The following is a 22,877-nucleotide window of genomic DNA, read 5'->3' on the forward strand; positions in this document are numbered from 1 at the left end:
CACGATCCACCATGGCCGATCCCTCCCCGCAGGTGCTCTGCCTCGGAGAGGCCCTGGTGGATCGGCTCGGTCCGCCGGGTGGTGATCCCCTCAGCGCTGCGCCGGAGCAGTGCGATGACCGGCTTGGCGGCGCGCCCGCCAACGTGGCCTGTGCTCTCGCCCGTCTGGGCACGGCGGCAGGCTTCATCGGCCGGCTGGGCGACGATGCCATCGGCGCCAGCTTCCGTGAAGTGCTGGTGGATCGCGGTGTCGATCTGCGCGGGCTGCAGTGGGATGCCGCTCGCCCCACCCGGGTGGTGCTGGTGCGTCGTCACCTCGATGGGGAACGGGTGTTTCAGGGGTTCGCGGGCGATCGGGGGCAGGGGTTTGCCGATCAGGCCCTTGAGCCGGAGGCTCTCGCCCTGGCCTGGCCTCCCCTGGCGGCCGCGGTGCGCTGGTTGCTGGTGGGCACCATTCCCCTCGCCAGTGAGGCCTCGGCCGCGGCGCTGGGGTCCGCGCTCGCGCTGGCCAAGCGTGATCAGGTGCGGATCGCCCTGGATGTGAACTGGCGCCCCACCTTCTGGAGGGCTGACGCCGATCCTGCGGCCGGTCCGGATGCCGCAGCCCTGGCTGCGATCGCCCCTCTGCTGGAGCAGGCGGCGCTGTTGAAGCTGGCGCGGGAGGAAGCGGAATGGCTGTTCGATACGGATGATCCGGTTGCCGTCAGCGCCCGTTTGCCGCAGCGGCCGGATGTGGTGGTCACCAATGGGGGTGATCCTGTGCGTTGGTGCATCGCCGGGCACAACGGCGCGATGCCGGTGCTCGCACCGCCTCGGGTGGTGGACACCACCGGTGCCGGTGATGCCTTCACCGCCGGCCTGTTGCATCAGCTGGTGCGGCTGACGCCTGCCGTTGGTCATCCCCTCGAGCTCAGTGAGGCTGTGGTGGAGCAGGTGGTGCGCTTCGCGGCGGCCTGCGGTGCTTTGGTGTGCGCTGGGGCGGGAGGCATCGATCCCCAGCCCTCGGCCGCGGCTGTGGAATCCTTTCTGGCTCAGGCGCCCGTGCAGGCGTCCAGCTGAATCGCTGGCTCGCGCAGCTGGGCCAGCCGCCCGCCCTCCTGGCGGTGGTTCAACCTGAGTGTCCAGGCATCGGTGAGCTCCAGGCTGAGCCGCTCGGGCCACTCCACCACCAGCAGGGCGCCGAGGGCGCGGGCCTCCTCCTCTTCCTGCAGAAACAGGTCATCGGCGGCAGCGGCCAGCTCCAGCCGGTAGAGATCGAGATGCACCAGCGGCGGCTGCCCCTGCGGGTAGTGCTGGGCGAGCGCGAAGGTGGGGCTGGTGATCGGTTCGCTGATCCCCAACCCCTCCGCCATGCCCTGCACCAGGGAGGTTTTGCCGGCCCCGAGCGGGCCCTGCAGCAACAGCAGGGAGCCGGCGGGCAACCAGCCGGCCAGCGCGCGACCGAGGTCGCGTGTCGCCTGCAGATCCGTGAGGATCCAGCTTCCCTCTGTAGATTGAAGGTCTGGCGAGCCCGAAGCCTCGGAGACTCTGCAGAGATTCCTGTCCACGTCCTCCCCAGGGAGTTTTCAACTCATGGTGGCAACACCCACGGCTACGACCGGCCTTCAGGTCGCTTCCGACTACGTCGTTGCGGATATCAATCAGGCCGATTTCGGCCGCAAGGAGCTCGACATCGCTGAGACCGAGATGCCCGGTCTGATGGCGCTCCGTCAGAAATACGGCAGCGAGAAGCCCCTCAAGGGCGCCCGCATCGCCGGCTCCCTGCACATGACGATCCAGACGGCCTGTCTGATCGAGACCCTGGTGGAGCTGGGCGCTGAGGTGCGCTGGGCCTCCTGCAACATCTTCTCCACCCAGGACCACGCCGCTGCCGCCATGGCCGCCCGCGGCATTCCGGTGTTCGCCGTCAAAGGCGAGACCTTGGAGGAGTATTGGGACTACACCCATCGCATCCTGGCCTGGGGCGATGGCGGTGCCCCAAACATGATCCTTGACGACGGCGGCGATGCCACCGGTCTGGTGATGCTCGGCAGCAAGGCGGAGCAGGACAGCAGCGTGCTCGACAACCCCTCCAACGAGGAGGAGACCTATCTCTTCGCCTCGATCAAGAAGAAGCTGGCCGAAGATCCCAGCTTCTACTCCCGCACCAAGGCGGCAATTCAGGGCGTGACGGAAGAGACCACCACCGGTGTTGCCCGTCTCTACAAGATGCAGAAGAGCGGCGAACTGCCCTTCCCGGCGATCAACGTCAACGACTCGGTCACCAAGAGCAAGTTCGACAACCTCTACGGCTGCCGTGAGTCGCTGGTCGACAGCATCAAGCGCGCCACCGATGTGATGGTGGCCGGTAAGCAGGCCCTGGTGATGGGCTACGGCGATGTGGGCAAGGGTTCGGCCCAGTCGCTGCGTGGGCTCGGCGCCACCGTGTGCATCGCGGAAGTGGATCCGATCTGCGCTCTGCAGGCCGCCATGGAGGGCTATCGCGTGGTGCGTCTGGAAGACGTGGTCGATCAGATGGACATCTTCGTGACCGCCACCGGCAACTACCAGGTGATCCGCAACGAGCACCTGCTGAAGATGAAGGACGAAGCGATCGTCTGCAACATCGGTCACTTCGACAATGAAATTGATGTTGCCTCCCTCAAGGCCTACGAGTGGGAGAACATCAAGCCCCAGGTGGATCACATCACCCTGCCCAGCGGCAACCGGATCATCCTTCTCGCCGAGGGCCGTCTCGTGAACCTGGGTTGCGCCACCGGCCACCCCAGCTTCGTGATGAGCAACTCCTTCACCAACCAGGTGCTGGCCCAGATCGAGCTGTTCACCAAGGGCAACGAGTACGGCAAGGAGGTGTACGTGCTGCCCAAGCACCTCGATGAGATGGTGGCCCGTCTCCACCTCGATCGCATCGGCGCCAAGCTCACCGAGCTGAGCAAGGATCAGGCCGATTACATCAACGTGCCTGTAGAAGGCCCCTACAAGCCCGACCACTACCGCTACTGATCCCCGCCTCGGGTTGCGTTGACGCCCCATGGAAGACTTGCGCGAACGTGCGCAGGCTCCATGGGGCTTTCTGAATTCCTCACCCAGCTGCCCCAGTGGATCGGGCAGGCCGTCGAGGCCAATCCCTGGGCGGGCTACGGCGCGATTTTCGCGGCGATGTTCCTGGAGAACCTCTTTCCGCCGATCCCCTCGGAATTGATCATGCCCTTGGGGGGCTTTTACGTGCAGCAGGGCCAGCTGCAGTTCATTCCGGTGGTGCTCGCCGGCCTGATCGGCACCGTGCTCGGTGCCCTGCCCTGGTATGGAATCGGTCGCCTGATCAACGAGGAGCGGATTGAGCAGTGGCTGGGCCGTCATGGCCGTTGGATCGGCATCAGCCCCGAGGAGCTGGCGCGCAGTCGCCGCTGGTTCAATCGCTACGGCACCGCTCTGGTGTTCTGGGGGCGGCTGGTGCCCGGCATCCGCACCCTGATTTCCGTGCCCGCCGGCATCGAGTTGATGCCGCTGCCGCCCTTCCTGATCTGGACGACGGCCGGCAGTCTGATCTGGACCCTGCTGCTCACCGTGGCCGGCATGGTGCTGGGTGAGGGCTATAGCAACGTGGAGCTGTGGATCGAGCCGGTCTCCAAGCTGATCAAGGTGCTGCTGGTGATCGCTGTGCTGGCGGGAGCGGTGTGGCTCGGGTTGAGGATCTGGCGGAGACGCAACACGGCCGACTGAAGCGTCGGCCGCGAAAGGTTTGCGGTTCCGGCCCTGTGGGCCCTTGACTCAGCTCAGAACGGCACTTCCTCTTCGCTGGGGCTGCCATCGCCGAAGTTGCCTCCGAAGCCGCCGGCCGCGGCATCGCTGTCGCGCTTGGAGCCGAGCAGCTCGAGACGGTCGACCCGCACCACGGGTTTGCTGCGCTCCTCACCGCTGTTGCGATCGGTCCAGCGCTCCAGCTTGAAGCTGCCGATGATGCCCAGCAACGATCCCTTCTTCACGTAGTCGGCGGCCACCTGGGCCTGTTTGCCCCAGATCTCCAGGTTGAACCAGTCGGGTTCGTCGTCGCGGCTGCGGCGGTTCACGGCCATGGTGAGGTTCGCCACCATGCTGCCGGATTCGAAATAACGCACTTCAGGGTCGCGGCCGGCTCGGCCGACCAGGGTGACGGAATTCACGCCCATGTCAGTCTCCAATGTGGTTGGGTCAATGATGCGCCACAGCTGTCTGGATCGACAGTTGTTGTGGCTGCTTTCAAGGAGTTCCACCGTTCGGATCGAGTGTCACAGGCTGGTGGGCTGAAGGGCCGCTCAACTGCCCCTATGATTCGCCGACCTGAGCCGGGCCAAGGTGCTTTTTCGTCGTTTCCAGCTGTCCCGTGACATCGGGATCGACCTGGGCACAGCCAACACCCTTATCTATGTGTCGGGCCGCGGCATCGTGCTGCAGGAGCCCTCGGTGGTGGCCCTGGATCTGGAGCGCGGTGTGCCCCTGGCGGTGGGGGATGAGGCCAAGCTGATGCTGGGCCGCACCCCGGGAAACATCAAGGCCGTGCGGCCCCTGCGCGATGGCGTGATCGCCGATTTCGATGCCGCCGAGCAGATGCTCAAGACCTTCATCCAGAAGGGCAACGAGGGCCGCGGCATCGTGGCGCCCCGCCTGGTGGTGGGCATCCCCAGCGGCGTCACCGGTGTGGAGCGGCGTGCCGTGCGTGAAGCCGGTCTGGCCGGAGCCCGTGAAGTGCATCTGATTGATGAGCCGGTGGCGGCGGCCATCGGTGCCGGTCTGCCGGTGACCGAACCCGTCGGCACGATGATCGTTGACATCGGCGGTGGCACCACCGAGGTGGCGGTGCTGAGCCTCGGCGGCACCGTGCTGAGTGAATCCGTGCGGGTGGCCGGTGATGAGATCAGCGATGCCATCGGCGTGTATCTCAAGAAGGTGCACAACCTTGTGGTGGGTGAGCGCACAGCGGAAGACATCAAGATCCGGATCGGCTCGGCCTTCCCCGACAACGAGTTCGATCAGACCGTGATGGATGTGCGCGGTCTGCACCTGCTGTCGGGGCTGCCCCGCACGATCCAGCTCCAGGCCGGTGACCTGCGCGAAGCAATCGCTGAGCCGCTCAATGTGATCGTGGAAGCGGTGAAGCGCACCCTGGAGCGCACCCCGCCCGAGCTGGCGGCCGACATCGTTGATCGCGGCATCATGCTGGCCGGCGGCGGCGCCCTGGTGCGGGGCATCAGCGACCTGATCAGCCACGAAACCGGCATCTTCACCCACATTGCTGAAGACCCGCTGCTGTGCGTGGTCAATGGCTGCGGCCAGGTGCTGGAGGATTACAAGCGTCTGCAGCGTGTGCTCGACACGCCCGAATACGTGCGCAACACGGTGACGGCCTGAACCGATGGGCTCCTCCCAGTGGCCGACCGTGCCACGCCTGCGGGGCTGGCGACGTCTCTGGCCCTGGTTGGCGCTGCTCGCCGCCCTTGCGGCCGTGCGCTGGAGCAAGGGGGCTGGTTTCGCTGATGCCTACGCCCTGTTGAGTCGCCCCTTCTGGCCCGGTTCTGCCCAGAGGGAATGGCTGCAGTCGGCCGCCAGCCTTGAGCAGCGCGCCCGCCTGCAGCTGTTGCAGCAAGACAATGCCCGCTTGCGGGGGCTGCTGGAGTTGGATCGCAACGCCGATGTCAGTCGCCGTGTGTCGGCGGCGGTGATCTCCCGCCGGGTGGAGGGTTGGTGGCAGCAATTGGAGCTGGGCCAGGGGTCCCTCGCTGGCCTCGCTGCCGGAGACGCGGTGATGGGCCCGGGTGGGCTGCTGGGCCGGGTGCAGAGCGTCACCCCCTCCACAGCTCGCGTCCGTTTGCTCACCTCACCGGGCAGTCAGGTGGGGGTGTGGGTGCCGCGAACGCAACAGCATGCCCTGCTGGTGGGCGTGGGCACCAGCAGGCCCCAGCTGCGCTTTCTCGATAAGGACGTGAAAGCCCGTGCCGGCGATCTGGTGAGCACCTCACCCGCCAGCACCTTGCTCCCCCCCAATCTGCCGGTGGCAGTGATCCAGTCGATCAACCCCCGCGGCGTGCCTGCGCCCGATGCGGTGGTGGAACTGGTGGCGTCACCGGATGCCGTCGACTGGGTGCAGGTGCAGACCCGCTGATGGCACGGCTGCATCAACAACCGATCTGTGTGGCCTCCGCCCTCTTGGTGCCGCTGCTCACCCTCGCCACCCCCACCTGGCTCACCCTCTCGGGGGTGGCGCCGAGCTGGGCGATTCTCTGGCTGCTGCCCTGGTCGCTGGTGGATGGCCCGGTGTCCGGGCTGGTGGCCGGCGCCTGTGTGGGGCTGGTGCTGGATGGCCTCAGCGGCAACGGCCTGACACAGGTGCCCGTGTTGATGCTGCTCGGTTGGTGGTGGGGGAGGTTGGGCCGCCGTGGGCGGCCGATTCAGCGCAGCCTCAACCTGGGGCTGCTCGCCTGGATCGGCAGCATGGCGCTCGGCCTCAGCCTCTGGGTGCAGCTGCGACTGCTCCAGGGCCTGGATGCTCCGGTGCTGCAGCACTGGGCCTGGCAGCTCTGTCTGTTGCAGGCTGTGCTCACCGGTCTGCTTGCGCCCATGCTCGCGTCCTGGCAGCTGCTGATCTGGCGCCGCCGCGCCCCGGCCTGATGCTCTTCGCCTGAGTTCGCCCGAGATGGTTCTCTCCCTGCGCCGCCGCACTGTTCTGCTCGCGCTGCTGCTGAGCGGCTCCACCCTGCTGGCCTGGGGCTGCCGCCCGGCGGCCCGCACCGAGGGGCCGCTGCAGCTCTGGACGCTCCAACTGGCGCCCAAGTTCAACGGTTACATGGAAGGGGTGATCGATCAGTGGGAGCGTCAGCACCCAACGGCACCGGTCCGTTGGACGGATCTGCCCTGGGGATCGGTGGAACGCAAGCTGCTCGCCGCCGTTTTCGCGCGCACGGCGCCCGATCTGGTCAACCTGAATCCACCCTTTGCGGCCAATCTCGCCAGCAAGGGCGGACTGGCGGATCTCACGCCCCTGTTGCCGGAGGGGGCATCCAGCCGCTATCTGCCGTCGGTGTGGCAGGCGGCGCGCGATCCCCAGGCCGGTCAGATCGCAGTGCCCTGGTATCTCACCGTGCGCCTGAGCCTGGTGAACCGCGCCCTCCTGGCGGAGGCGGGCTTGAAGCAGCCGCCGCAGCGCTGGGAGGAGGTGCCGGCGTTCGCGCGCCGGATTCGCCGGACCACCGGGCGCTACGGCCTGTTTGTGACCGTGGTTCCCGACGACTCCGCCGAATTGCTGGAGTCGATGGTTCAGATGGGGGTGACCCTGCTGGATGACCGCCAGCGGGCGGCGTTCGACTCGGCGGCTGGCCGCCGCGCCTTTGCGTTCTGGACCGATCTCTATCGCGAAGGCCTGTTGCCGCGTGAAGTGGTGAGTCAGGGACAGCGACGGGCAATCGAGCTGTATCAGAGCGGTGAGCTGGCCGTGCTGGCCAGCGGTGCCGAGTTCCTGCGCAGCATTCAGACCAACGCGCCTGGAATCGCGGCCCAGACCGAGCCATTTCCGCCCCTCACCGGTGTGGATGGCACCGCCAATGTGGCCCTGATGACCCTGGCGGTGCCCCGTCAGAGTGCGCGTCAACGGGAGGCGGCGGCCCTGGCCCTCTTCCTCACCAATGCCACCAACCAGGCCCGCTTCGCGCGAGAGGCCCGGGTGCTGCCCTCCTCGCGGCAGGCCCTCAACCAGGTGCGGGCCGAATTGGAGGCGGAGGCGCCGACCACACCGCAGCAGGCGCAGATCCGTCAGGCGCGCCTGCTGTCGGCCCAGACCCTGGAGTCGGCGAAGGTGCTGGTGCCGGCCAGCCCGGGCATCAAGCGGCTGCAGAGCATCATCTACACCCAGCTGCAGCGGGCCATGCTTGGCCAGATCAGCAGCGACGAGGCGGTTCAGGAGGCGGCGCTGCAGTGGAATCGCTACGCCGAGGCCCGCTGGCACTAGAGCGTTTTCTTAAGATAATCGGAAGTCTCAAGGCCCTGTGATCGCTTCTCTCGTAATCGGTTTGCCCTGAACGGTAGGGTTGCGACTCCTCACGAGCGGTTCGCATGCCCGAAGCCGGGCCATCCAGCACGCCGAAGGCGACGATCCTTGTGGTGGATGACGAACCCGCCGTGCGGCGCGTGCTTGTGATGCGGCTGCAGCTGGCCGGGTACCAGGTGATCTGCGCTGAAGATGGCGAGAAGGCGCTTGAGCTCTTCCACCGCGATAGCCCGGATCTGGTGGTGCTCGATGTGATGCTGCCGAAGCTCGATGGCTTCGCGGTCTGCCGTCGACTGCGGGCTGAGTCCTGCGTGCCGATCATTTTCCTCTCCGCTCTGGAAGCGATTTCCGAGCGGGTGGCCGGCCTGGATCTCGGCGCCGACGACTACCTGCCCAAGCCCTTCAGCCCCAAGGAGCTCGAAGCCCGGATCGCCTCGATCCTGCGCCGTATCGGCCGCGGCTCCGCCACGGCGGAACCGCGTGAGGTGCCGGTGGGGCAGGGCGTGCTGCGCCTGGGTGATCTGATGGTGGACACCAACCGTCGCCAGGTGACCCGTGGCAGTGAGCGTATTGCCCTCACCTACACCGAGTTCAGCCTGCTCGAACTGTTGTTCCGCGAGCCCGGCCGGGTGGTGCCTCGCGCTGAAATCCTGGAGCAGCTCTGGGGCTATCCTCCCCGCCGCGCCGCTGATCTCCGTGTGGTGGATGTGTATGTGGCGCGGTTGCGGGGCAAGCTCGAGCCCGACCCGCGCAATCCGGAATTGATTCTCACCGTGCGGGGCATCGGCTATGCCTCCCAGCGCATGGGAGATCTTCCCCAGGTGGCAACCGGCTGAGGCACCGCCGCTGGCGAAGCGGTCGGGCAGGATGGCGCCCGACTGCTGAAGGCCCGTTGTCTGAGCTGCGCGACACCCGTTTAGAGAAGGCCAACGCTCTGCGGGAGCTGGGGCGGGAGCCCTATGCCCTGCGGTTTGAGCCCAGCCACCGCACGGCGCAGTTGCAGGCTGACCATGCCGACCTTGCCAATGGCGAGGAGCGCCAGCTGGAGGTGGCGGTGGCCGGCCGGGTGATGACCCGACGGGTGATGGGCAAACTCGCCTTCTTCACCCTGGCGGATGCCTCCGGCCCGATTCAGCTCTTTCTGGAGAAAGCCAGCCTCGGTGACGCCTTCGCCCAACTCACCTCCCTGGTGGATGCGGGGGATTGGATCGGGGTGCGGGGGATTCTGCGTCGCACCGATCGCGGTGAGCTGTCGGTGAAGGTGGCCGAGTGGCAGATGCTCACCAAGGCACTCCAGCCCCTCCCGGATAAATGGCATGGCCTGGCGGATGTGGAGAAGCGCTACCGGCAGCGATACCTCGATCTGATCGTCAGCCCCCAGTCGCGCGAGACCTTCCGGCGCCGCGCCCTGATGGTGAGTGCGATCCGGCGCTGGCTGGATGACCGCGATTTTCTCGAGATCGAGACGCCCGTGCTGCAGGCGGAGGCCGGTGGGGCGGAAGCGCGGCCGTTCATCACCCACCACAACACGCTCGATCTGCCCCTCTACCTGCGCATCGCCACCGAGCTGCATCTGAAGCGCCTGGTGGTGGGTGGCTTCGAACGGGTGTATGAGCTGGGGCGCATCTTCCGCAACGAAGGGGTCAGCACCCGCCACAACCCGGAATTCACCTCCGTGGAGGTGTATCAGGCCTATGCCGACTACGTCGACATGATGAACCTCACCGAGCAGTTGATCGCCTCGGTGACCGAACAGATCTGCGGCACCACCCGCATCACCTACCAGGGCACGGCGGTGGATCTGACGCCCCCCTGGCGCCGGGCGACGATGCATGAGCTCGTGCAGGAAGCCACAGGTCTCGATTTCACTGCGTTCACAGGCCCTGGAGCCGCCGGTCGCGACGCCGCCGCAGCGGCCATGGCCGCTGCGGGGTTGGAGGTGCCGGATGCGGCCGACAGCGTCGGTCGCCTGCTCAACGAAGCCTTTGAGCAACGGGTGGAGGCCACGCTGATCCAGCCCACGTTTGTGATCGACTATCCGATCGAGATCTCCCCGCTGGCCCGCAAGCACCGCAGCAAACCGGGCCTGGTGGAACGCTTCGAATTGTTCATCGTCGGTCGTGAGACCGCCAATGCCTTCAGTGAACTGATCGATCCCCTCGATCAACGCCAGCGACTCGAGGATCAGCAGGCCCGTCGGGCTGCAGGTGATGACGAAGCCCATGGGGTGGATGAGGATTTCCTCCAGGCCCTGGAGGTGGGCATGCCCCCCACCGGCGGCCTCGGGATCGGCATCGATCGGCTGGTGATGCTGCTCACCGACAGTGCTTCGATCCGCGATGTGATCGCCTTCCCGTTGCTGCGTCCCGAGGCCCGACCCGTCAGCATGGATAATTAGACCCAGTGGCTGGGTTCTCTTCCCATGAGTGGTGAGCGCGTAGGTTTCCGCTTCAAGCACGCCGATGCGGTGGTCAAGCGCAATCCCCAGGGGCGCTCCCGGCGCGGCTGGGTGATGGAGCCGGTGGAGCAGACCACCAGCCGTGGCACCAAGATGCCCGCTTACCGCATCCGTTGGCGCGACAGTGAACGACCTGAGATCGTGCTCCAGCACATGCTGATTGCCGATCCTGATCCCACCCCGCCGCCGGAGAATGTGAGCCTCGAACCACCGGCTCCCAAGGCCTGATCAGCTGAGACCCTGGCGGCGCCGCAGCTCCTCCAGTTCCTGTTGAGCTTCAAACAGGGCCCAGTCCTCATCCAGGCTCCGTCCCTGCTGTTGCTGGGAAGCGCTTCGGTGCAAGGCATCGAGTTGGTGGTCGAGATCCCGGAACTGCTGGCCGAGCTGGCCCAGTTCCTCCCACAGCTGCCGCCCCTGATCCATCAGGGTCTGCGTATGGGCTTCAGCCCGTCGTGCCAGATCCATGGCGCCGGCAGCGCGAGCTCGATCACTGCGGCCGCGCCAGTCGCGCACTTCCCGGGCCAGGCTGAGCAGCTGGCGGCGATGCTCCTGTGCCTGCTCCTGCAGTTGGCGGCGACGGCGTTGCAGGTCCTGTTGCCGGTCGTGCAGGTGCTGCTGGCGCAGCAGTTGATCCTGCTGAGGGTTGGAGCGCAGAAAGGCGTTGAGACGCTCCTCCAGGTTGCGTTCGAGTTGATCCAGCCAGCTGGGAGCCATCAGTCGGCCTCGGGGGCTGGGGAAGCCGCCGGGGTTGCCGGTGAGGTGATCAAGGGCGCTTCGATCTCCTGCTGCAGTGGTGTGATCGCTCCGTCGCGGGAGCGCAGCAGCAATTGGGTGAGGCGGGCCACCGATCCCTCCCCGAGATCCAGTGCACTGAGCCGTTCAAAGGTCTGCCCGTAGAGCGTTTCCAGCTCTTCGATCAGGGATTCGCGCTGTTGGCGGATGGTGCGGCGCTGTTCCTCGCGACTCATGGCTGTTTCTCGCGACGCATGGCAGCGGCGATGACGGGATCAAACCTCAGTCTGCCGCTTCCAGCAGATGCAGGGAGAGGCTGTCGGCGGCGTCATGCCAGCGGGCTGCGCAGCGCCAGCCCGATTCCTTTGCCAGGGCTTCGGCCATCGCCGGGCTGTATTTGACGCTGTATTCCGTGACCAGGGGCTCCCCTGCCGCGAACTTCCACCGCTGGCCGTCGATGCTCACCTCTTGCTCACAGCAGCTGATCAGGGCCATTTCCACCCGGCTGTGGTCGGCTTGCCAGCGGGCCCGGTAGCGAAACCGCTCGGGGTTGAAATCCGCCTGCAGATCCTGGTTCAGCCGTTGCAGCAGGTTGCGGGCGAAGGCGGCGGAGATCCCGGCAGCGTCGTTGTAGGCCGCCTCCAGCTGCTGGGCCGGCTTGGGATGGTCAAGGCCGAGCAACAAGGGGCCTCCCGCCAGCAGGTGGCGAAAGCGTTGCAGCAGCTGCACGGCCTCCTGCCGATTGAAATTGCCCAGGGAGCTGCCGGGGAAGAAGCCGAGCCGCTTCTGGCCCTCCAGCAGCGGATGGGGGGGCAGGGCGTCGAGTTGGCTGTGGTCGCAGCAGATGCCGAGCATCGGCACCCGGGGGTGGACCGGTTGGAGTGCGGCGAGCGCCTCGCGCAGATGGGAGGCGCTGATGTCGAGGGCGACATAGGCGGTCGGTTGCAGGGCCGCCAGCAGGGGCCCCACCTTGCGGGCACTGCCGGCACCGAACTCCACGATCACCCCCGCACCGAGCCTGGTGGCGATCTCAGCAGCGCTGGCGTTGAGCAGGGCGATTTCGGTGCGGGTGAGGGTGTATTCCGGCTGCTCGCAGATCTGATCAAACAGGCGCGAGCCCTCGGCGTCGTAGAGAAACCAGGCCGGCAGCTGGCGGGGCTGACGTGCCATGCCCTCGTGCACCAGTTGGTGCATGTCGGCGGCAGCGGGATGAAGATCGATCAGGTTCATCGGCACAAGCGCAGGCCGGAGGCCATCCAGCGCGAGGCGGGTGGGAAGAAATTGCGGTAGGTGAGGCGGCTGTGCCCCGCTGGGGTCCACCGGCTGCTGCCGCGCAACACAAACTGGGAGGTCATGAATTTGCCGTTGTATTCCCCCACGGCACCGGCTGCCGCCTGGAAGCCCGGATAGGGCCGATACGGACTGGCGGTCCATTGCCACAGCTCCCCGTGGGCTTGATGCAGCGCGCCGTTGAACTGCCGCGCCGCCACCTCCCATTCCGCTTCGCTGGGCAGTCGGGCGCCGGCCCAGCGGGCATAGGCGTCGGCCTCAAACCAACTGAGATGACGCACGGGACGCTCGGGCTGCAGCGGTTGGCGACCCGCCAGGGTGAATTCCCACAACCAGGGGCCTTCGGGGGCATCGCGGCGCCAGTAGCGCGGTGCCTGCCACTGCCGCTCCTGAAGCAGCGCCCAGCCCTCGCTCATCCATAGATCCGGTCGTCGGTAGCCGCCGTCCTCGATGAAGCGATGGAACTCGGCATTGGTCACCAGCCGGTCCGCGATCGCGAACGGTTCCAGCCACACCCGATGGCGCGGCCCCTCGTTGTCGAAGTGGAAACCGTCGCAGCTGTGGCCGATCTCCACCAGGCCAGCGGTGGGCTCCAGCCAGCCAGGCCCATCCGCGGCTGCCTGGGTCCAGGTGACTGGCGTGGGCTGGTCGGCATCGCTGCGATACACCGGCTCCAGCGGCTGACGGCTGAAGCCATCGAGCAGGTCCATCAGCAGCAGCTCCTGGTGCTGCTGCTCGTGCTGCAGGCCCAGCTCCACCAACTCCAAGCAGTGGCGGTCGTTATTGCGGTTCAGCAACCGCTCCAGCGAGGCGTCGACCCGGCGGCGCCAGGTGAGCACCGCCTCGATCGTCGGTCGGCTGAGCAGACCGCGCTGCGGTCTCGGTTGCCGGGGGCCGATGGCGTCGTAATAGGAGTTGAACAGGTAGCCCCAGCGGCGATCCGCCGTCTCGTGCTCGGGCCAGAAGCGCTCCAGCACAAAGGTTTCGAAAAACCAGGTGGTGTGCGCCAGGTGCCATTTCGGCGGGCTCGCATCCGCCATGCCCTGCAGGCAGAGGTCCTCCGGCTGCAGCGGTTCGATCAGGCGTTCGCTGCGGCGGCGCACCTCCAGCAACCGCGACAGCAGGGAAGGCAACGTGCTCAGCGGCATGGCCTGCTGGTCATTCGGCGAGCCCCTTCTACCATCAGCCCACTGCGGCGGGAACGATGGAGATCGGCTCTGTGCTCGCGGAGCGTTATCGGATCGATCAGAAGCTGAGTGGTGCTGCGGCTGAGGCTGCAGCTGGCGTGGGTGCCACCGCTGGCTCAGCTCCCCAGGGGATCCTCTGGCGTGCGGCCGACACGCTCGCTGCCGATGCGCCCGTCGCCCTGCGTGAATTGCGCGATCCCGCCGCCCAGGCCCGTTTCCGGGCGATCTGGCCGGCGATGCAGGCGGTCTTGCACCCCCAGATTCCCCGCTTCGGTGGCCTGTTGGAGGAACACGGTGCCCTCTGGCTGGTGCGCGAGTGGCAGCAAGGTCAGAGCCTGCGCCAGATCCAGAGCCAGCGCAGGGAACGCCAGCTGGTGTTCGGCGCCGGGGAGGTGCTGCTGCTGCTGCGGCAGTTGCTGCCAGCCCTGGCCGTGCTCCATGGCCGTGAGCTCGTGCATGGGGATCTCAACCCGGGCAATCTGCTCCGCCGCGATCAGGACGGTCTGCCGGTGCTGATCGATTTCGGCCTGCTGCAGCAGGTGGGCCAGCAGCCGATCGCCGGAGCCACCGCCGGCTTTGCCCCTCGGGCCCAGGGGCGCGGCGAAGCGGCCGCGGCCTGGATGGATCTGCATGGCCTCGGGGTCACGGCCCTCACCCTGCTGAGCGGTCGTGCACCGGAGCAGCTGTTGGCTGAGGGGAGCGATCAGGCGAGTCCCTGGCGCCTGCCCGACAGCCTCAGCCTGGAGGCTCCTTTACGACGTGTGCTCGAGCGTCTGTTGAGCGAGCGTCAGGGCGAGCGTTTCGAGCAGGCCCGCGAGGCCTTGCAAGCGCTTCAGGCCGTGGCGATGCCGGAATCCACCGGTCCCCAGGCGCTCTCGGAGCGCACGGTGGTTCTGGCGCCGGTGGCGCCGATTCCCGTGCCGGTCCGGGAGACCACGCCTCCCGCCCTGCCGAGTCTGGAGCCTGAGCCTGCGGCAGCTGCTGAGGCCCCCGCGTCGCGCAGCCGGCCTCGGCAGGAGGAGCGTCAGCAGGCGGCGGAGGGGCGTCTCTGGCCTGTGGTGGCGGCACTGCTGATCTCCGCCGTGCTTGGAACAGCGATCGGCTGGTTTCTGCTCAGCCGGGGCCGGGCCCCCGATCGCGCCCCTTCCACGGAGCGGGATGTGGTGGGGCGGGCGCCGACGGCAAGCCTGCCGCCGGCGGAGGTGGATCAGCGGCAGCAGCTGCTCAGCCGCCTTCGTGCGCTTCAGATCGACCGCAGCTGGTTCCTGCAGCTGGTGGATGCCAGCCTGCTGGCCCGCTTCCCGGAGCGGAACGGCCGCCTGCCCAGCGACTCGCTCGAGGATGCGCCGCTGCGCCGGGTCTGGAATGAGCTGGCGGAGGAATGGCTGGCCCGGGTGGAGCAGCTGCCACCGGATCTGCGCTCCCGCCTCGGCCGTCTCAAGGGAGCGGATTGGCAGAAACAACGGGAGGCCCTGACCGCACAGGGCGTCAACCCCCGGGTGGTGGAGCAGCTGGTGAGTGCGTCGGCCCAGAATCTTCTGCCAGGGGTGGTGAGCGGCAGCAAGCCGCCGGAGCCCTATCTGCAGCTCTGGTATGCGGCGGCGATGCGAGGCCTGGCGGATGTGCAGATCGAAACCCTGAAGGCCAGGCCCGATGCGCCGGTGGTGCTCTCCAGCCGGGTGCCTTCGGGCGGCGCCCGTTTGATCACCATCCAGGTGCCGGCGGGCCGTCGTCTCGTGCTCGGCATCAACGGCACTCCCCTGATGCAGATGACGGTGTATGGCGCTGATGGTCAGGTGGCGGCGGAACGGGGCCCGCTGCGGGTGGTGACGCTGACGCCGGAGGCGGGCTCTCCGGTGCAGGTGTTGGTCACCAACGAGGGGGTCTCCTCCGGCCTGCTCACCCTCTCCTGCCGCGCCGATCGTCCGGCCCCGAAACCCCTGCCTGAGGTGGATCCGCAGCCGATTCCAGATCCAGCCACCGGCGCCCGCGGCTCCGTGGAGACGATGCCGGAACCGCCTGGCCCCAGGCCGGCGGGGATGCCGGAACCCATGGCTGAGCCTGCACCGCCGGCTGAGCCCGCTGCGCCAGACACACCGCCAGGGGCTGCCGGAACTCAGTAGCGAGCCATCTCAGTAACGAGCAATGGCCGCTCGCGTTTCCTTTTTCAGCTGCTTCTCCTTCTCGGCGGCGCGCTTGTCGTGCAGCTTGCGGCCTTTGCCAAGGCCGATGGTCACCTTGATCCACGACCCCTGCAGGTGCATGTTCAGCGGGATCAGCGCCAGTCCCTTCTGGTCGAGCTGGCCCCGCAGCTTGTCGATTTCGCGCCGGTGGGCCAGCAGGCGCCGAACCCGCAGGGGGTCGTGGTTGTAGTAGCCGCTGGCGTGGCTGTGGGGGGCGATGTGCACGTTGTGCAGCTGCAGTTCGCCGTTGCGGATCAGGCAGAAGCCATCGCGCAGATTGGCCTGACCGGCCCGGATCGATTTCACTTCCGTGCCCACCAGCTCGATGCCGGTTTTCAGCGTTTCAAGAATCTCGTATTGATGACGCGCCAGGCGGTTGTCCGCCAGCAGACGGTTGGCCGCTGCCCTGGCTGCAGCGCTTTTCTTTCCTCCCCCCTTGGCCATCACCGTTACCCTTCCTCCATGGCGATCGTCTCATCCGGTGCCGGCCGGTCCCCTCTGCTGGATCCCACCACCGCTCCGGAGCGGCGGGAACAGCCGCTGCTGGCATCGAATCGGGATGAGGGTCTCAGGCCGCGTCGTCTCGAGGATTACATCGGCCAGCCCGAGCTGAAGCAGGTGTTGGCGATCGCGGTGCAGGCGGCCCTCGGCCGTGGCGACGCTCTCGATCATGTGCTGCTCTACGGCCCACCGGGCCTGGGCAAGACCACCATGGCCCTGGTGCTTGCCGAGGAGCTCGGGGTGAGCTGCCGGATCACCAGTGCCCCCGCCCTCGAGCGACCCCGCGACATCGTCGGTCTGTTGGTGAACCTGCAGCCGAATGAGTTGTTGTTCATCGATGAGATTCACCGTCTCACCCGGGTGGCGGAGGAGCTGCTCTATCCGGCGATGGAGGATCGCCGCCTCGATCTCACCGTGGGCAAGGGCAGCACGGCCCGCACCCGCACCCTGGAGCTGCCACCGTTCACGCTGGTGGGGGCCACCACCAGGGCCGGGGCGCTCAGTTCACCCTTGCGCGATCGCTTTGGCCTGATTCAACGGCTCGAGTTTTATGGCCAGGAGGATCTGGAGGCGATTGTGGAGCGGGCCGCGGGTCTGCTGGGTCTCCGCCTCACGCCGCAGGCCTGCGCTGAAATCGCCGGCCGCTGCCGCGGCACGCCGCGGATTGCCAACCGTCTGTTGCGCCGGGTGCGGGATGTGGCCTGCGTGCGGGATGTGGAGGGAGCGATTGACGCGGCGCTGGTGGATGACGCCCTCCGCCTGCATCGCGTCGATGGCCGCGGTCTCGATGCCAGTGATCGCCGCCTGCTGGAGCTGCTGCTGCAGGCCCATGGCGGCGGACCGGTGGGACTCGACACCCTGGCGGCGGCCCTCGGTGAGGATCCCACCACCCTGGAAGCGGTGGTGGAGCCCTATCTGCTCCAGCTCGGTTTTCTGCAACGCACCCCCCGAGGCCGGGTGGTGACGGCGGCAGGACGCGAACATCTGGGCTGGCCGGCCGCGGAGATCGACGCCGCATGATGCGTCGTTGTCTGCTGCTTCTGTTCACGCTGCTGTTGCTGGCCCAGCCGGCGTCAGCGCTGAGCGACGTGGTGCCAAGCGATCAGGCCCTGTTCGAGCAGGCCCTGGCGGCGAGTCGGCAGGGAGAGGCAATTGAGGCCCTGCCCCTCTGGGATGCCTTCCTGGCGCGTCATCCCGAGGATGCGGCGGCCTGGAGCAACCGCGGCAATGTGCGCCTGGTGCTTGGTGATCCGGAGGGGGCCATCGCTGATCAGACCGAGGCGATCGCGTTGGCGCCAGACGCCATCGACCCCCATCTCAATCGGGGCACCGCCGAAGAAGCCCTGCAGCGCTGGCCGGAGGCCGCCGACGATTACGCCTGGATCCTGGAGCGGGATCCTGCCGAGGCTTCGGCTCTTTACAACCTTGGCAATGTGCGCGCCTCCCAGAACGCCTGGTCGGCTGCCGCCGATCTCTATGGCCAGGCGGCGCTGGCTCGACCTGGATTCGCCATGGCCCGCTCCAGCGAAGCCCTGGCCCGGTATCAGCTGGGTGAGCTCGACGCTGCCGAGCAGGAGCTGCGCAAGCTGATCCGCCGCTATCCCCTCTTCGCCGATGCCCGCGCTGGCCTGTCAGCCCTGCTCTGGCGCCGCGGCCGCGGCGGCGAAGCGGAAAGCCATTGGGCCGCCGCCGCCGGCCTGGATCCCCGCTACCGCCAGAGCGACTGGTTGCGCCAGGTGCGGCGCTGGCCGCCCAAGCCCACCGCCGACCTCGCGGCGTTCCTCAAGCTGGAGAGCCCATGAGTGATCCCTCCCGGCTCTGGCCCGCCCGTCTCGAGCGGGAACTCCCTGAGCTGCTGGAGCTGCGTCGCCATTTGCATGCCCATCCCGAGCTCAGCGGCGAGGAGCACCAGACGGCGGCCCTGGTGGCCGGTGAGCTGCGGCAGCGCGGCTGGCGGGTGCGTGAAGCGGTGGGTCGCACCGGCGTGGTGGCGGATCTGGGGCCTGACCAGGGCCCCAGGGTGGGGCTGCGGGTCGACATGGATGCCCTGCCGGTGGAGGAGCGCACCGGCCTTCCCTTCGCCTCCCGTCGTCAGGGAGTGATGCATGCCTGCGGCCACGATCTGCACACCTGCGTGGGGCTCGGCGTGGCGCGGTTGCTGGCGGCCGAACCGGCGTTGCCCTGCGGCGTGCGCTTGTTGTTTCAACCGGCTGAGGAGCTGGCCCAGGGAGCGCGTTGGATGCGGGAGGACGGCGCCCTGGAGGGGCTGAGTGCTCTCTATGGCGTGCATGTGTTCCCCTCCCTGGCGGCGGGCACGATCGGGGTGCGCAGCGGCAGCCTCACGGCAGCGGCCGGTGAACTGGAGATCGAGGTGATCGGGGAGGGCGGCCATGGCGCCCGGCCGCACCAGTCAGTGGATGCGATCTGGATCGCGGCCAGGGTCGTCACCGGTTTGCAGGAGGCGATCAGTCGACGCCTTGATGCCCTGCATCCAGTGGTGGTGAGCTTCGGGGCGATTGAGGGCGGCAAGGCCTTCAACGTGATTGCTGATCGGGTGCGTCTGCTCGGCACCCTGCGTTGTCTGGATGCCGAGTTGCATGCCCGGCTGCCGGCCTGGATCGAGGAGACCGTGCAGGCGATCTGCGCCAGTTTCGGTGCCACGGCCCGGGTGAGTTATCGCTGCATCGCACCGCCGGTGCACAACGATCCAGCGCTCACCGATCTGCTCGAGCGCTGTGCAATCGACCAGCTGGGGCGCGAGCGGGTGCTGCGTTTGGAGCAGCCGTCTCTGGGTGCGGAGGATTTCGCTGAGCTGCTGCAGGACGTGCCCGGCAGCATGTTCCGCCTCGGGGTGGCGGGGCCGGAGGGATGCGCGCCCCTGCATCACGGCAGTTTTCTGCCGGATGAGGCGAGCCTGGCTGTGGGAATCCGGGTGCTTACGGCCACCCTGCTGACCTGGTTGCAGGAGGCTGGCGGCCAGGAGGTGGGGCGATGACGTCGCCGGTCCGCCCCGCTGGTCACGTGTGGTTGTCGTTGGCGGCTCCGTTGCTGGTGTTGCTGGGGCTGGTGGCGATGCTGCAGCGCCAGGGCAACGATCGGCTGCAGGCCCTGCCTGCGATTCTGGTGGGACTCGCCCTGGTGATCAGTGCGATCGTCGGCCGACGGCGTCGGCGTCATCGCCTGTTGCTCGCCTTGCGCAGCACCTGGGCGGAGCGCCCCTCGCGACCACGGGATTGATGCCTGCCATGCCTGAGTTTTCATCGCTGCCCGATCCGGCCGCCTTGCGTGCGGCGATCAGCTCGGGGGACCCAACCCGGGCGATGCCGGCTCTGGCCGGGCTGCGGCAGTTCCCGGAGGACCAGACCGAAGCGGTGGTGGTGCCGTTGCTGATCCTCGGTTCCGAGCAGGAGGCCTTTCTGGTGCGCTCGCTCAGTTGCAGTGGGCTCGGGGTGCGCCGGAGCGAGGCGGGCTGGGCGGTGCTGTGTCGTCTGATCCGCGAGGACGAGGACGCCAATGTGCGCGCCGAAGCTGCCAATGCCCTCGCCAGCTTCGGCGTTGAGCGATCCTGGCCCCTGCTGCGGGACAGCTTCAGCGCCGATCACGCCTGGTTGGTGCGCTGCAGCATCCTCTCGGCCCTGGCGGAGCAGCCGGCGATGGAGCCCGGTTGGTTGCTGGCGCTGGCCCGTGAGGCGATTGCTGATGCGGATGGCACCGTGCGGGTGGGCGGAACGGAGATCCTGGGCCGGTTGGTGCGGGAGCAGGGTGGTGCTGCCACTGGGGCGCCGGTCATCACTGCTGAGGCCCGCAGCCTTCTGCAACGGCTTCAGCAGGATGGCGATCACCGGGTGGTGGCGGCGGCCCTGAATGGTCTGCAGTCCTGATTGGTCAGCGCTTGCTAGCGTTCGATCACCACTAGGGGTGCCTTCAAGTCGCTTGCGGCCTGAGGGCTGAGATCACACCCTCCGAACCTGATCCGGGTCATGCCGGCGCCAGGGAAGTGACCAAGCGTGATCCCAGGCCGTCCGGCCAGCTCCTGTCGTCCCATCGCTCTACGGATCATGCGCGCTTCCTGGGTTACGGCCCGTCGGGGTCAGGCCAATGTCTCCCAGATGCACTACGCCCGTCAGGGGGTGGTGACCGAGGAGATGGCCCATGTGGCCAAGCGGGAGAATCTGCCCGAGTCGCTGGTGATGGAGGAGGTGGCCCGCGGCCGCATGATCATCCCGGCCAACATCAATCACACCAATCTGGAGCCGATGGCGATCGGCATCGCCAGTTCCTGCAAGGTGAACGCCAATATCGGCGCCTCTCCAAATGCCTCCGATGTGGATCAGGAGGTGGAAAAGTTGCAGCTGGCGGTGAAGTATGGCGCCGACACGGTGATGGATCTGTCCACCGGTGGTGTGAACCTGGATGAGGTACGCACGGCGATCATCAACGCTTCACCCGTGCCGATTGGCACCGTGCCCGTGTATCAGGCCCTCGAGAGTGTGCATGGCTCGATCGAAAAGCTTGATGAAGACGACTTCCTCCACATCATCGAGAAGCACTGCCAGCAGGGCGTCGATTATCAGACGATTCACGCTGGTCTGCTGATCGAGCACTTGCCCAAGGTGAAAGGGCGTCTCACCGGCATTGTGAGCCGTGGTGGCGGCATCCTGGCCCAGTGGATGCTGTATCACCACCGTCAGAATCCGCTGTATACCCGTTTTGACGACATCTGCGAGATCTTCAAGCGCTACGACTGCAGCTTCTCACTCGGCGATTCACTGCGACCCGGTTGTCAACACGATGCCTCTGATGCGGCGCAGTTGGCGGAATTGAAGACCCTGGGCGATCTGACCCGTCGCGCCTGGAAGCACGATGTGCAGGTGATGGTGGAGGGTCCGGGTCACGTGCCGATGGATCAGATCGAGTTCAACGTGAAAAAGCAGATGGAGGAGTGCAACGAAGCGCCCTTCTATGTGCTCGGCCCTCTGGTCACCGACATTGCTCCCGGTTACGACCACATCACCTCAGCCATCGGTGCGGCGATGGCCGGTTGGCACGGCACGGCGATGCTCTGCTATGTGACTCCCAAAGAGCACCTCGGTCTGCCCAATGCTGAGGATGTGCGCGAAGGTTTGATCGCCTACAAGATCGCGGCCCATGCGGCTGACATCGCCCGGCACCGGCCCGGTGCCCGCGATCGCGATGATGAGCTGAGTCGGGCTCGGTACAACTTCGACTGGAACAAGCAGTTTGAGTTGTCACTCGATCCGGAGCGCGCCAGGCAGTATCACGACGAAACCCTGCCGGCGGATATCTACAAGCAGGCCGAGTTCTGCTCCATGTGCGGCCCGAAGCACTGCCCGATGCAAACCAAGATCACCGATGCCGACATCGAGGGTCTGGAAGAAGCACTCAAGGCCAAAGGGGGCGCCGAACTGGCCGGCGTGAAGATGGACAAGGCGGAGTGATCGTGATCTGACTCGAGAAGGCGGAGATGTGGTTCAGTCGGCATCTCCGCTGTATCGGGATCTGAAATCAGCAATCGTGCGCTCCAGCCCGGTAGCGAGGGGGACTGAGGGTTGCCATTGAAGAATCTCTTGAGCCAGCTTGATCACGGGCTGGCGTTGCAGCGGATCGTCCTGCGGCAATGGCTGATGGACGATGGCCAGATCGGGATTGATCCGATCACGCACCATGGTCGCCAGCTGTTGGATGGTGAATTCGTCTGGGTTGCCGATGTTCATCGGTCCGGTGTGATCACTGTTCATCAGGCGGATCATGCCTTCGATCAGATCATCCACGTAGCAGAAGGATCGCGTCTGCTGGCCATCGCCATAGAGGGTCAAAGGGAGCCCCTTCAGTGCTTGCATGATGAAGTTGCTGACGACGCGACCGTCATCGGGAAGCATGCGGGGGCCATAGGTGTTGAAGATGCGCATCACACGGATTTCCGTGTTGTGCATGCGCTTGTAGTCGAAACAGAGTGTTTCAGCGATGCGCTTGCCTTCGTCGTAGCAGCTGCGAATGCCGATGGTGTTGACACAGCCGCGATAGCTTTCCGGTTGTGGGTGCACCTCGGGATCGCCATACACTTCGCTGGTGCTCGCGAGGAGGAATCGCGCTTTCACGCGCCGAGCCAGGCCCAGCATGTTGTAGGTGCCCAGAAAGCTGGTTTTGGCCGTTTTGATCGGGTTGTATTGGTAGTGAATCGGGGACGCAGGGCAGGCCAGGTGCCAGATCCGGTCCACCTCCAATTTGATCGGTTCAGTTACATCGTGACGAATCAACTCAAACTTGGGATGACCGACCCAGTTCTGTATGTTGGCTTTGCGTCCGGTGAAGTAATTGTCGAGACAGATCACTTCTTCGCCGGCTTGCATCAGCCGATCGACCAGGTGGGAGCCGAGAAAGCCGGCACCGCCGGTGATCAGATTGCGAGGTTGAGGCATGGCCAGAAATGAAAAGGCCCCGCTTTGAAGCGCGGGGCCATCCAATCATTCACGTGTGAATTGGTGTCGC

At 66.5% G+C, this 22,877-nt stretch carries 25 protein-coding genes and 1 riboswitch; of the genes, 17 read left to right on the plus strand and 8 right to left on the minus strand.

The window, feature by feature from the left end; all coding sequences use genetic code 11:
• The first annotated feature begins 11 nt into the window (after positions 1-11).
• Positions 12-1,058 (plus strand): carbohydrate kinase, encoded by a 1,047-nt coding sequence (locus SynRS9909_RS00595; protein WP_007101018.1) that lies wholly within the window; start codon positions 12-14, stop codon positions 1,056-1,058.
• Here the strand turns inward: SynRS9909_RS00595 and tsaE are convergent.
• Positions 1,031-1,546, minus strand: a complete 516-nt coding sequence (gene tsaE, locus SynRS9909_RS00600) for a tRNA (adenosine(37)-N6)-threonylcarbamoyltransferase complex ATPase subunit type 1 TsaE (RefSeq protein WP_038000960.1) — start codon at positions 1,544-1,546, stop codon at positions 1,031-1,033. The genes SynRS9909_RS00595 and tsaE overlap by 28 nt on opposite strands.
• A 25-nt stretch (positions 1,547-1,571) precedes the next feature.
• On the opposite strand from tsaE, the gene ahcY reads away from it, so the two are divergent.
• Together ahcY and SynRS9909_RS00610 are read left to right on the plus strand one after the other, a co-directional pair.
• Positions 1,572-3,002: an adenosylhomocysteinase gene (gene ahcY / locus SynRS9909_RS00605; RefSeq protein WP_007101016.1), complete on the plus strand. Its 1,431-nt coding sequence runs from the start codon at positions 1,572-1,574 to the stop codon at positions 3,000-3,002.
• 60 nt (positions 3,003-3,062) lie between these two features.
• Positions 3,063-3,722, plus strand: a complete 660-nt coding sequence (locus SynRS9909_RS00610) for a DedA family protein (RefSeq protein ID WP_007101015.1) — start codon at positions 3,063-3,065, stop codon at positions 3,720-3,722.
• Positions 3,723-3,775: 53 nt separating this feature from the next.
• On the opposite strand, the gene SynRS9909_RS00615 is transcribed toward SynRS9909_RS00610, so the two are convergent.
• A complete protein-coding gene (locus tag SynRS9909_RS00615; RefSeq protein WP_007101014.1) occupies positions 3,776-4,168 on the minus strand; it encodes a single-stranded DNA-binding protein in 393 nt (130 codons plus the stop codon).
• A gap of 166 nt (positions 4,169-4,334) precedes the next feature.
• On the opposite strand from SynRS9909_RS00615, the gene SynRS9909_RS00620 reads away from it, so the two are divergent.
• From SynRS9909_RS00620 to SynRS9909_RS00650, 7 genes are all read left to right on the plus strand, one after another.
• A complete protein-coding gene (locus tag SynRS9909_RS00620; protein ID WP_007101013.1) occupies positions 4,335-5,387 on the plus strand; it encodes a rod shape-determining protein in 1,053 nt (350 codons plus the stop codon).
• Between the two features lie 4 nt (positions 5,388-5,391).
• The gene (mreC, locus tag SynRS9909_RS00625; RefSeq protein ID WP_007101012.1) at positions 5,392-6,138 is read left to right on the plus strand and encodes a rod shape-determining protein MreC; all 747 of its coding nucleotides are present in this window, start codon (positions 5,392-5,394) and stop codon (positions 6,136-6,138) included.
• Positions 6,138-6,644, plus strand: a complete 507-nt coding sequence (locus SynRS9909_RS00630; RefSeq protein ID WP_007101011.1) for a rod shape-determining protein MreD — start codon at positions 6,138-6,140, stop codon at positions 6,642-6,644. The genes mreC and SynRS9909_RS00630 overlap by 1 nt, the downstream gene beginning before the upstream one ends.
• A 25-nt stretch (positions 6,645-6,669) precedes the next feature.
• Positions 6,670-7,977 (plus strand): sugar ABC transporter substrate-binding protein, encoded by a 1,308-nt coding sequence (locus tag SynRS9909_RS00635; protein WP_186593771.1) that lies wholly within the window; start codon positions 6,670-6,672, stop codon positions 7,975-7,977.
• Positions 7,978-8,081: 104 nt separating this feature from the next.
• Positions 8,082-8,852, plus strand: coding sequence for a response regulator transcription factor RpaB (gene rpaB, locus SynRS9909_RS00640; protein ID WP_007101009.1), 771 nt, complete (start codon positions 8,082-8,084; stop codon positions 8,850-8,852).
• A gap of 56 nt (positions 8,853-8,908) precedes the next feature.
• A complete protein-coding gene (lysS, locus tag SynRS9909_RS00645) occupies positions 8,909-10,414 on the plus strand; it encodes a lysine--tRNA ligase (RefSeq protein ID WP_007101008.1) in 1,506 nt (501 codons plus the stop codon).
• Between the two features lie 24 nt (positions 10,415-10,438).
• The gene (locus SynRS9909_RS00650) at positions 10,439-10,702 is read left to right on the plus strand and encodes a hypothetical protein (protein WP_006042532.1); all 264 of its coding nucleotides are present in this window, start codon (positions 10,439-10,441) and stop codon (positions 10,700-10,702) included.
• Here SynRS9909_RS00650 and SynRS9909_RS00655 read toward each other — a convergent pair whose 3' ends face one another.
• The 4 genes from SynRS9909_RS00655 to egtB are packed head-to-tail and all read right to left on the minus strand — an operon-like array spanning position 10,703 to position 13,644.
• Positions 10,703-11,188 (minus strand): hercynine metabolism protein, encoded by a 486-nt coding sequence (locus tag SynRS9909_RS00655; protein WP_007101007.1) that lies wholly within the window; start codon positions 11,186-11,188, stop codon positions 10,703-10,705.
• A complete protein-coding gene (locus SynRS9909_RS00660; protein ID WP_007101006.1) occupies positions 11,188-11,442 on the minus strand; it encodes a hercynine metabolism small protein in 255 nt (84 codons plus the stop codon). The genes SynRS9909_RS00655 and SynRS9909_RS00660 overlap by 1 nt, the downstream gene beginning before the upstream one ends.
• A gap of 46 nt (positions 11,443-11,488) precedes the next feature.
• A complete protein-coding gene (egtD, locus tag SynRS9909_RS00665) occupies positions 11,489-12,436 on the minus strand; it encodes an L-histidine N(alpha)-methyltransferase (RefSeq protein ID WP_007101005.1) in 948 nt (315 codons plus the stop codon).
• Positions 12,433-13,644, minus strand: coding sequence for an ergothioneine biosynthesis protein EgtB (gene egtB / locus SynRS9909_RS00670; protein WP_007101004.1), 1,212 nt, complete (start codon positions 13,642-13,644; stop codon positions 12,433-12,435). Before egtB ends, egtD begins: the two co-directional genes overlap by 4 nt.
• A gap of 56 nt (positions 13,645-13,700) precedes the next feature.
• Between egtB and SynRS9909_RS00675 the strand changes: the two genes are divergently transcribed.
• Positions 13,701-15,806 (plus strand): protein kinase, encoded by a 2,106-nt coding sequence (locus tag SynRS9909_RS00675; protein ID WP_007101003.1) that lies wholly within the window; start codon positions 13,701-13,703, stop codon positions 15,804-15,806.
• 9 nt (positions 15,807-15,815) lie between these two features.
• Here SynRS9909_RS00675 and smpB read toward each other — a convergent pair whose 3' ends face one another.
• A complete protein-coding gene (gene smpB / locus SynRS9909_RS00680) occupies positions 15,816-16,310 on the minus strand; it encodes an SsrA-binding protein SmpB (RefSeq protein WP_007101002.1) in 495 nt (164 codons plus the stop codon).
• Between the two features lie 18 nt (positions 16,311-16,328).
• Here smpB and ruvB point away from each other — a divergent pair, with 18 nt between their 5' ends.
• From ruvB to thiC, 6 genes are all read left to right on the plus strand, one after another.
• Positions 16,329-17,387 (plus strand): Holliday junction branch migration DNA helicase RuvB, encoded by a 1,059-nt coding sequence (gene ruvB, locus SynRS9909_RS00685; protein WP_007101001.1) that lies wholly within the window; start codon positions 16,329-16,331, stop codon positions 17,385-17,387.
• Positions 17,387-18,169 (plus strand): tetratricopeptide repeat protein, encoded by a 783-nt coding sequence (locus tag SynRS9909_RS00690; protein ID WP_038001746.1) that lies wholly within the window; start codon positions 17,387-17,389, stop codon positions 18,167-18,169. Before ruvB ends, SynRS9909_RS00690 begins: the two co-directional genes overlap by 1 nt.
• On the plus strand, positions 18,166-19,362 hold the full coding sequence (locus SynRS9909_RS00695; protein WP_007100999.1) for an amidohydrolase: 1,197 nt from the start codon (positions 18,166-18,168) through the stop codon (positions 19,360-19,362). The genes SynRS9909_RS00690 and SynRS9909_RS00695 overlap by 4 nt, the downstream gene beginning before the upstream one ends.
• Entirely contained in the window at positions 19,359-19,604 is a 246-nt protein-coding gene (locus tag SynRS9909_RS00700) for a DUF3188 domain-containing protein (protein ID WP_038000955.1), read from the plus strand. Before SynRS9909_RS00695 ends, SynRS9909_RS00700 begins: the two co-directional genes overlap by 4 nt.
• 8 nt (positions 19,605-19,612) lie before the next feature.
• On the plus strand, positions 19,613-20,248 hold the full coding sequence (locus tag SynRS9909_RS00705) for a HEAT repeat domain-containing protein (RefSeq protein WP_007100997.1): 636 nt from the start codon (positions 19,613-19,615) through the stop codon (positions 20,246-20,248).
• A 23-nt stretch (positions 20,249-20,271) separates the two neighbouring features.
• A riboswitch (TPP riboswitch) is annotated at positions 20,272-20,380 on the plus strand.
• A 45-nt stretch (positions 20,381-20,425) separates the two neighbouring features.
• A complete protein-coding gene (gene thiC / locus SynRS9909_RS00710) occupies positions 20,426-21,826 on the plus strand; it encodes a phosphomethylpyrimidine synthase ThiC (protein ID WP_007100996.1) in 1,401 nt (466 codons plus the stop codon).
• Between the two features lie 33 nt (positions 21,827-21,859).
• Here thiC and SynRS9909_RS00715 read toward each other — a convergent pair whose 3' ends face one another.
• Positions 21,860-22,807, minus strand: a complete 948-nt coding sequence (locus SynRS9909_RS00715; protein ID WP_007100995.1) for a UDP-glucuronic acid decarboxylase family protein — start codon at positions 22,805-22,807, stop codon at positions 21,860-21,862.
• Positions 22,808-22,877 lie beyond the last annotated feature (70 nt).

The sequence above is a fragment of the Synechococcus sp. RS9909 genome (assembly GCF_014279595.1).
Classification (GTDB): domain Bacteria; phylum Cyanobacteriota; class Cyanobacteriia; order PCC-6307; family Cyanobiaceae; genus Synechococcus_C.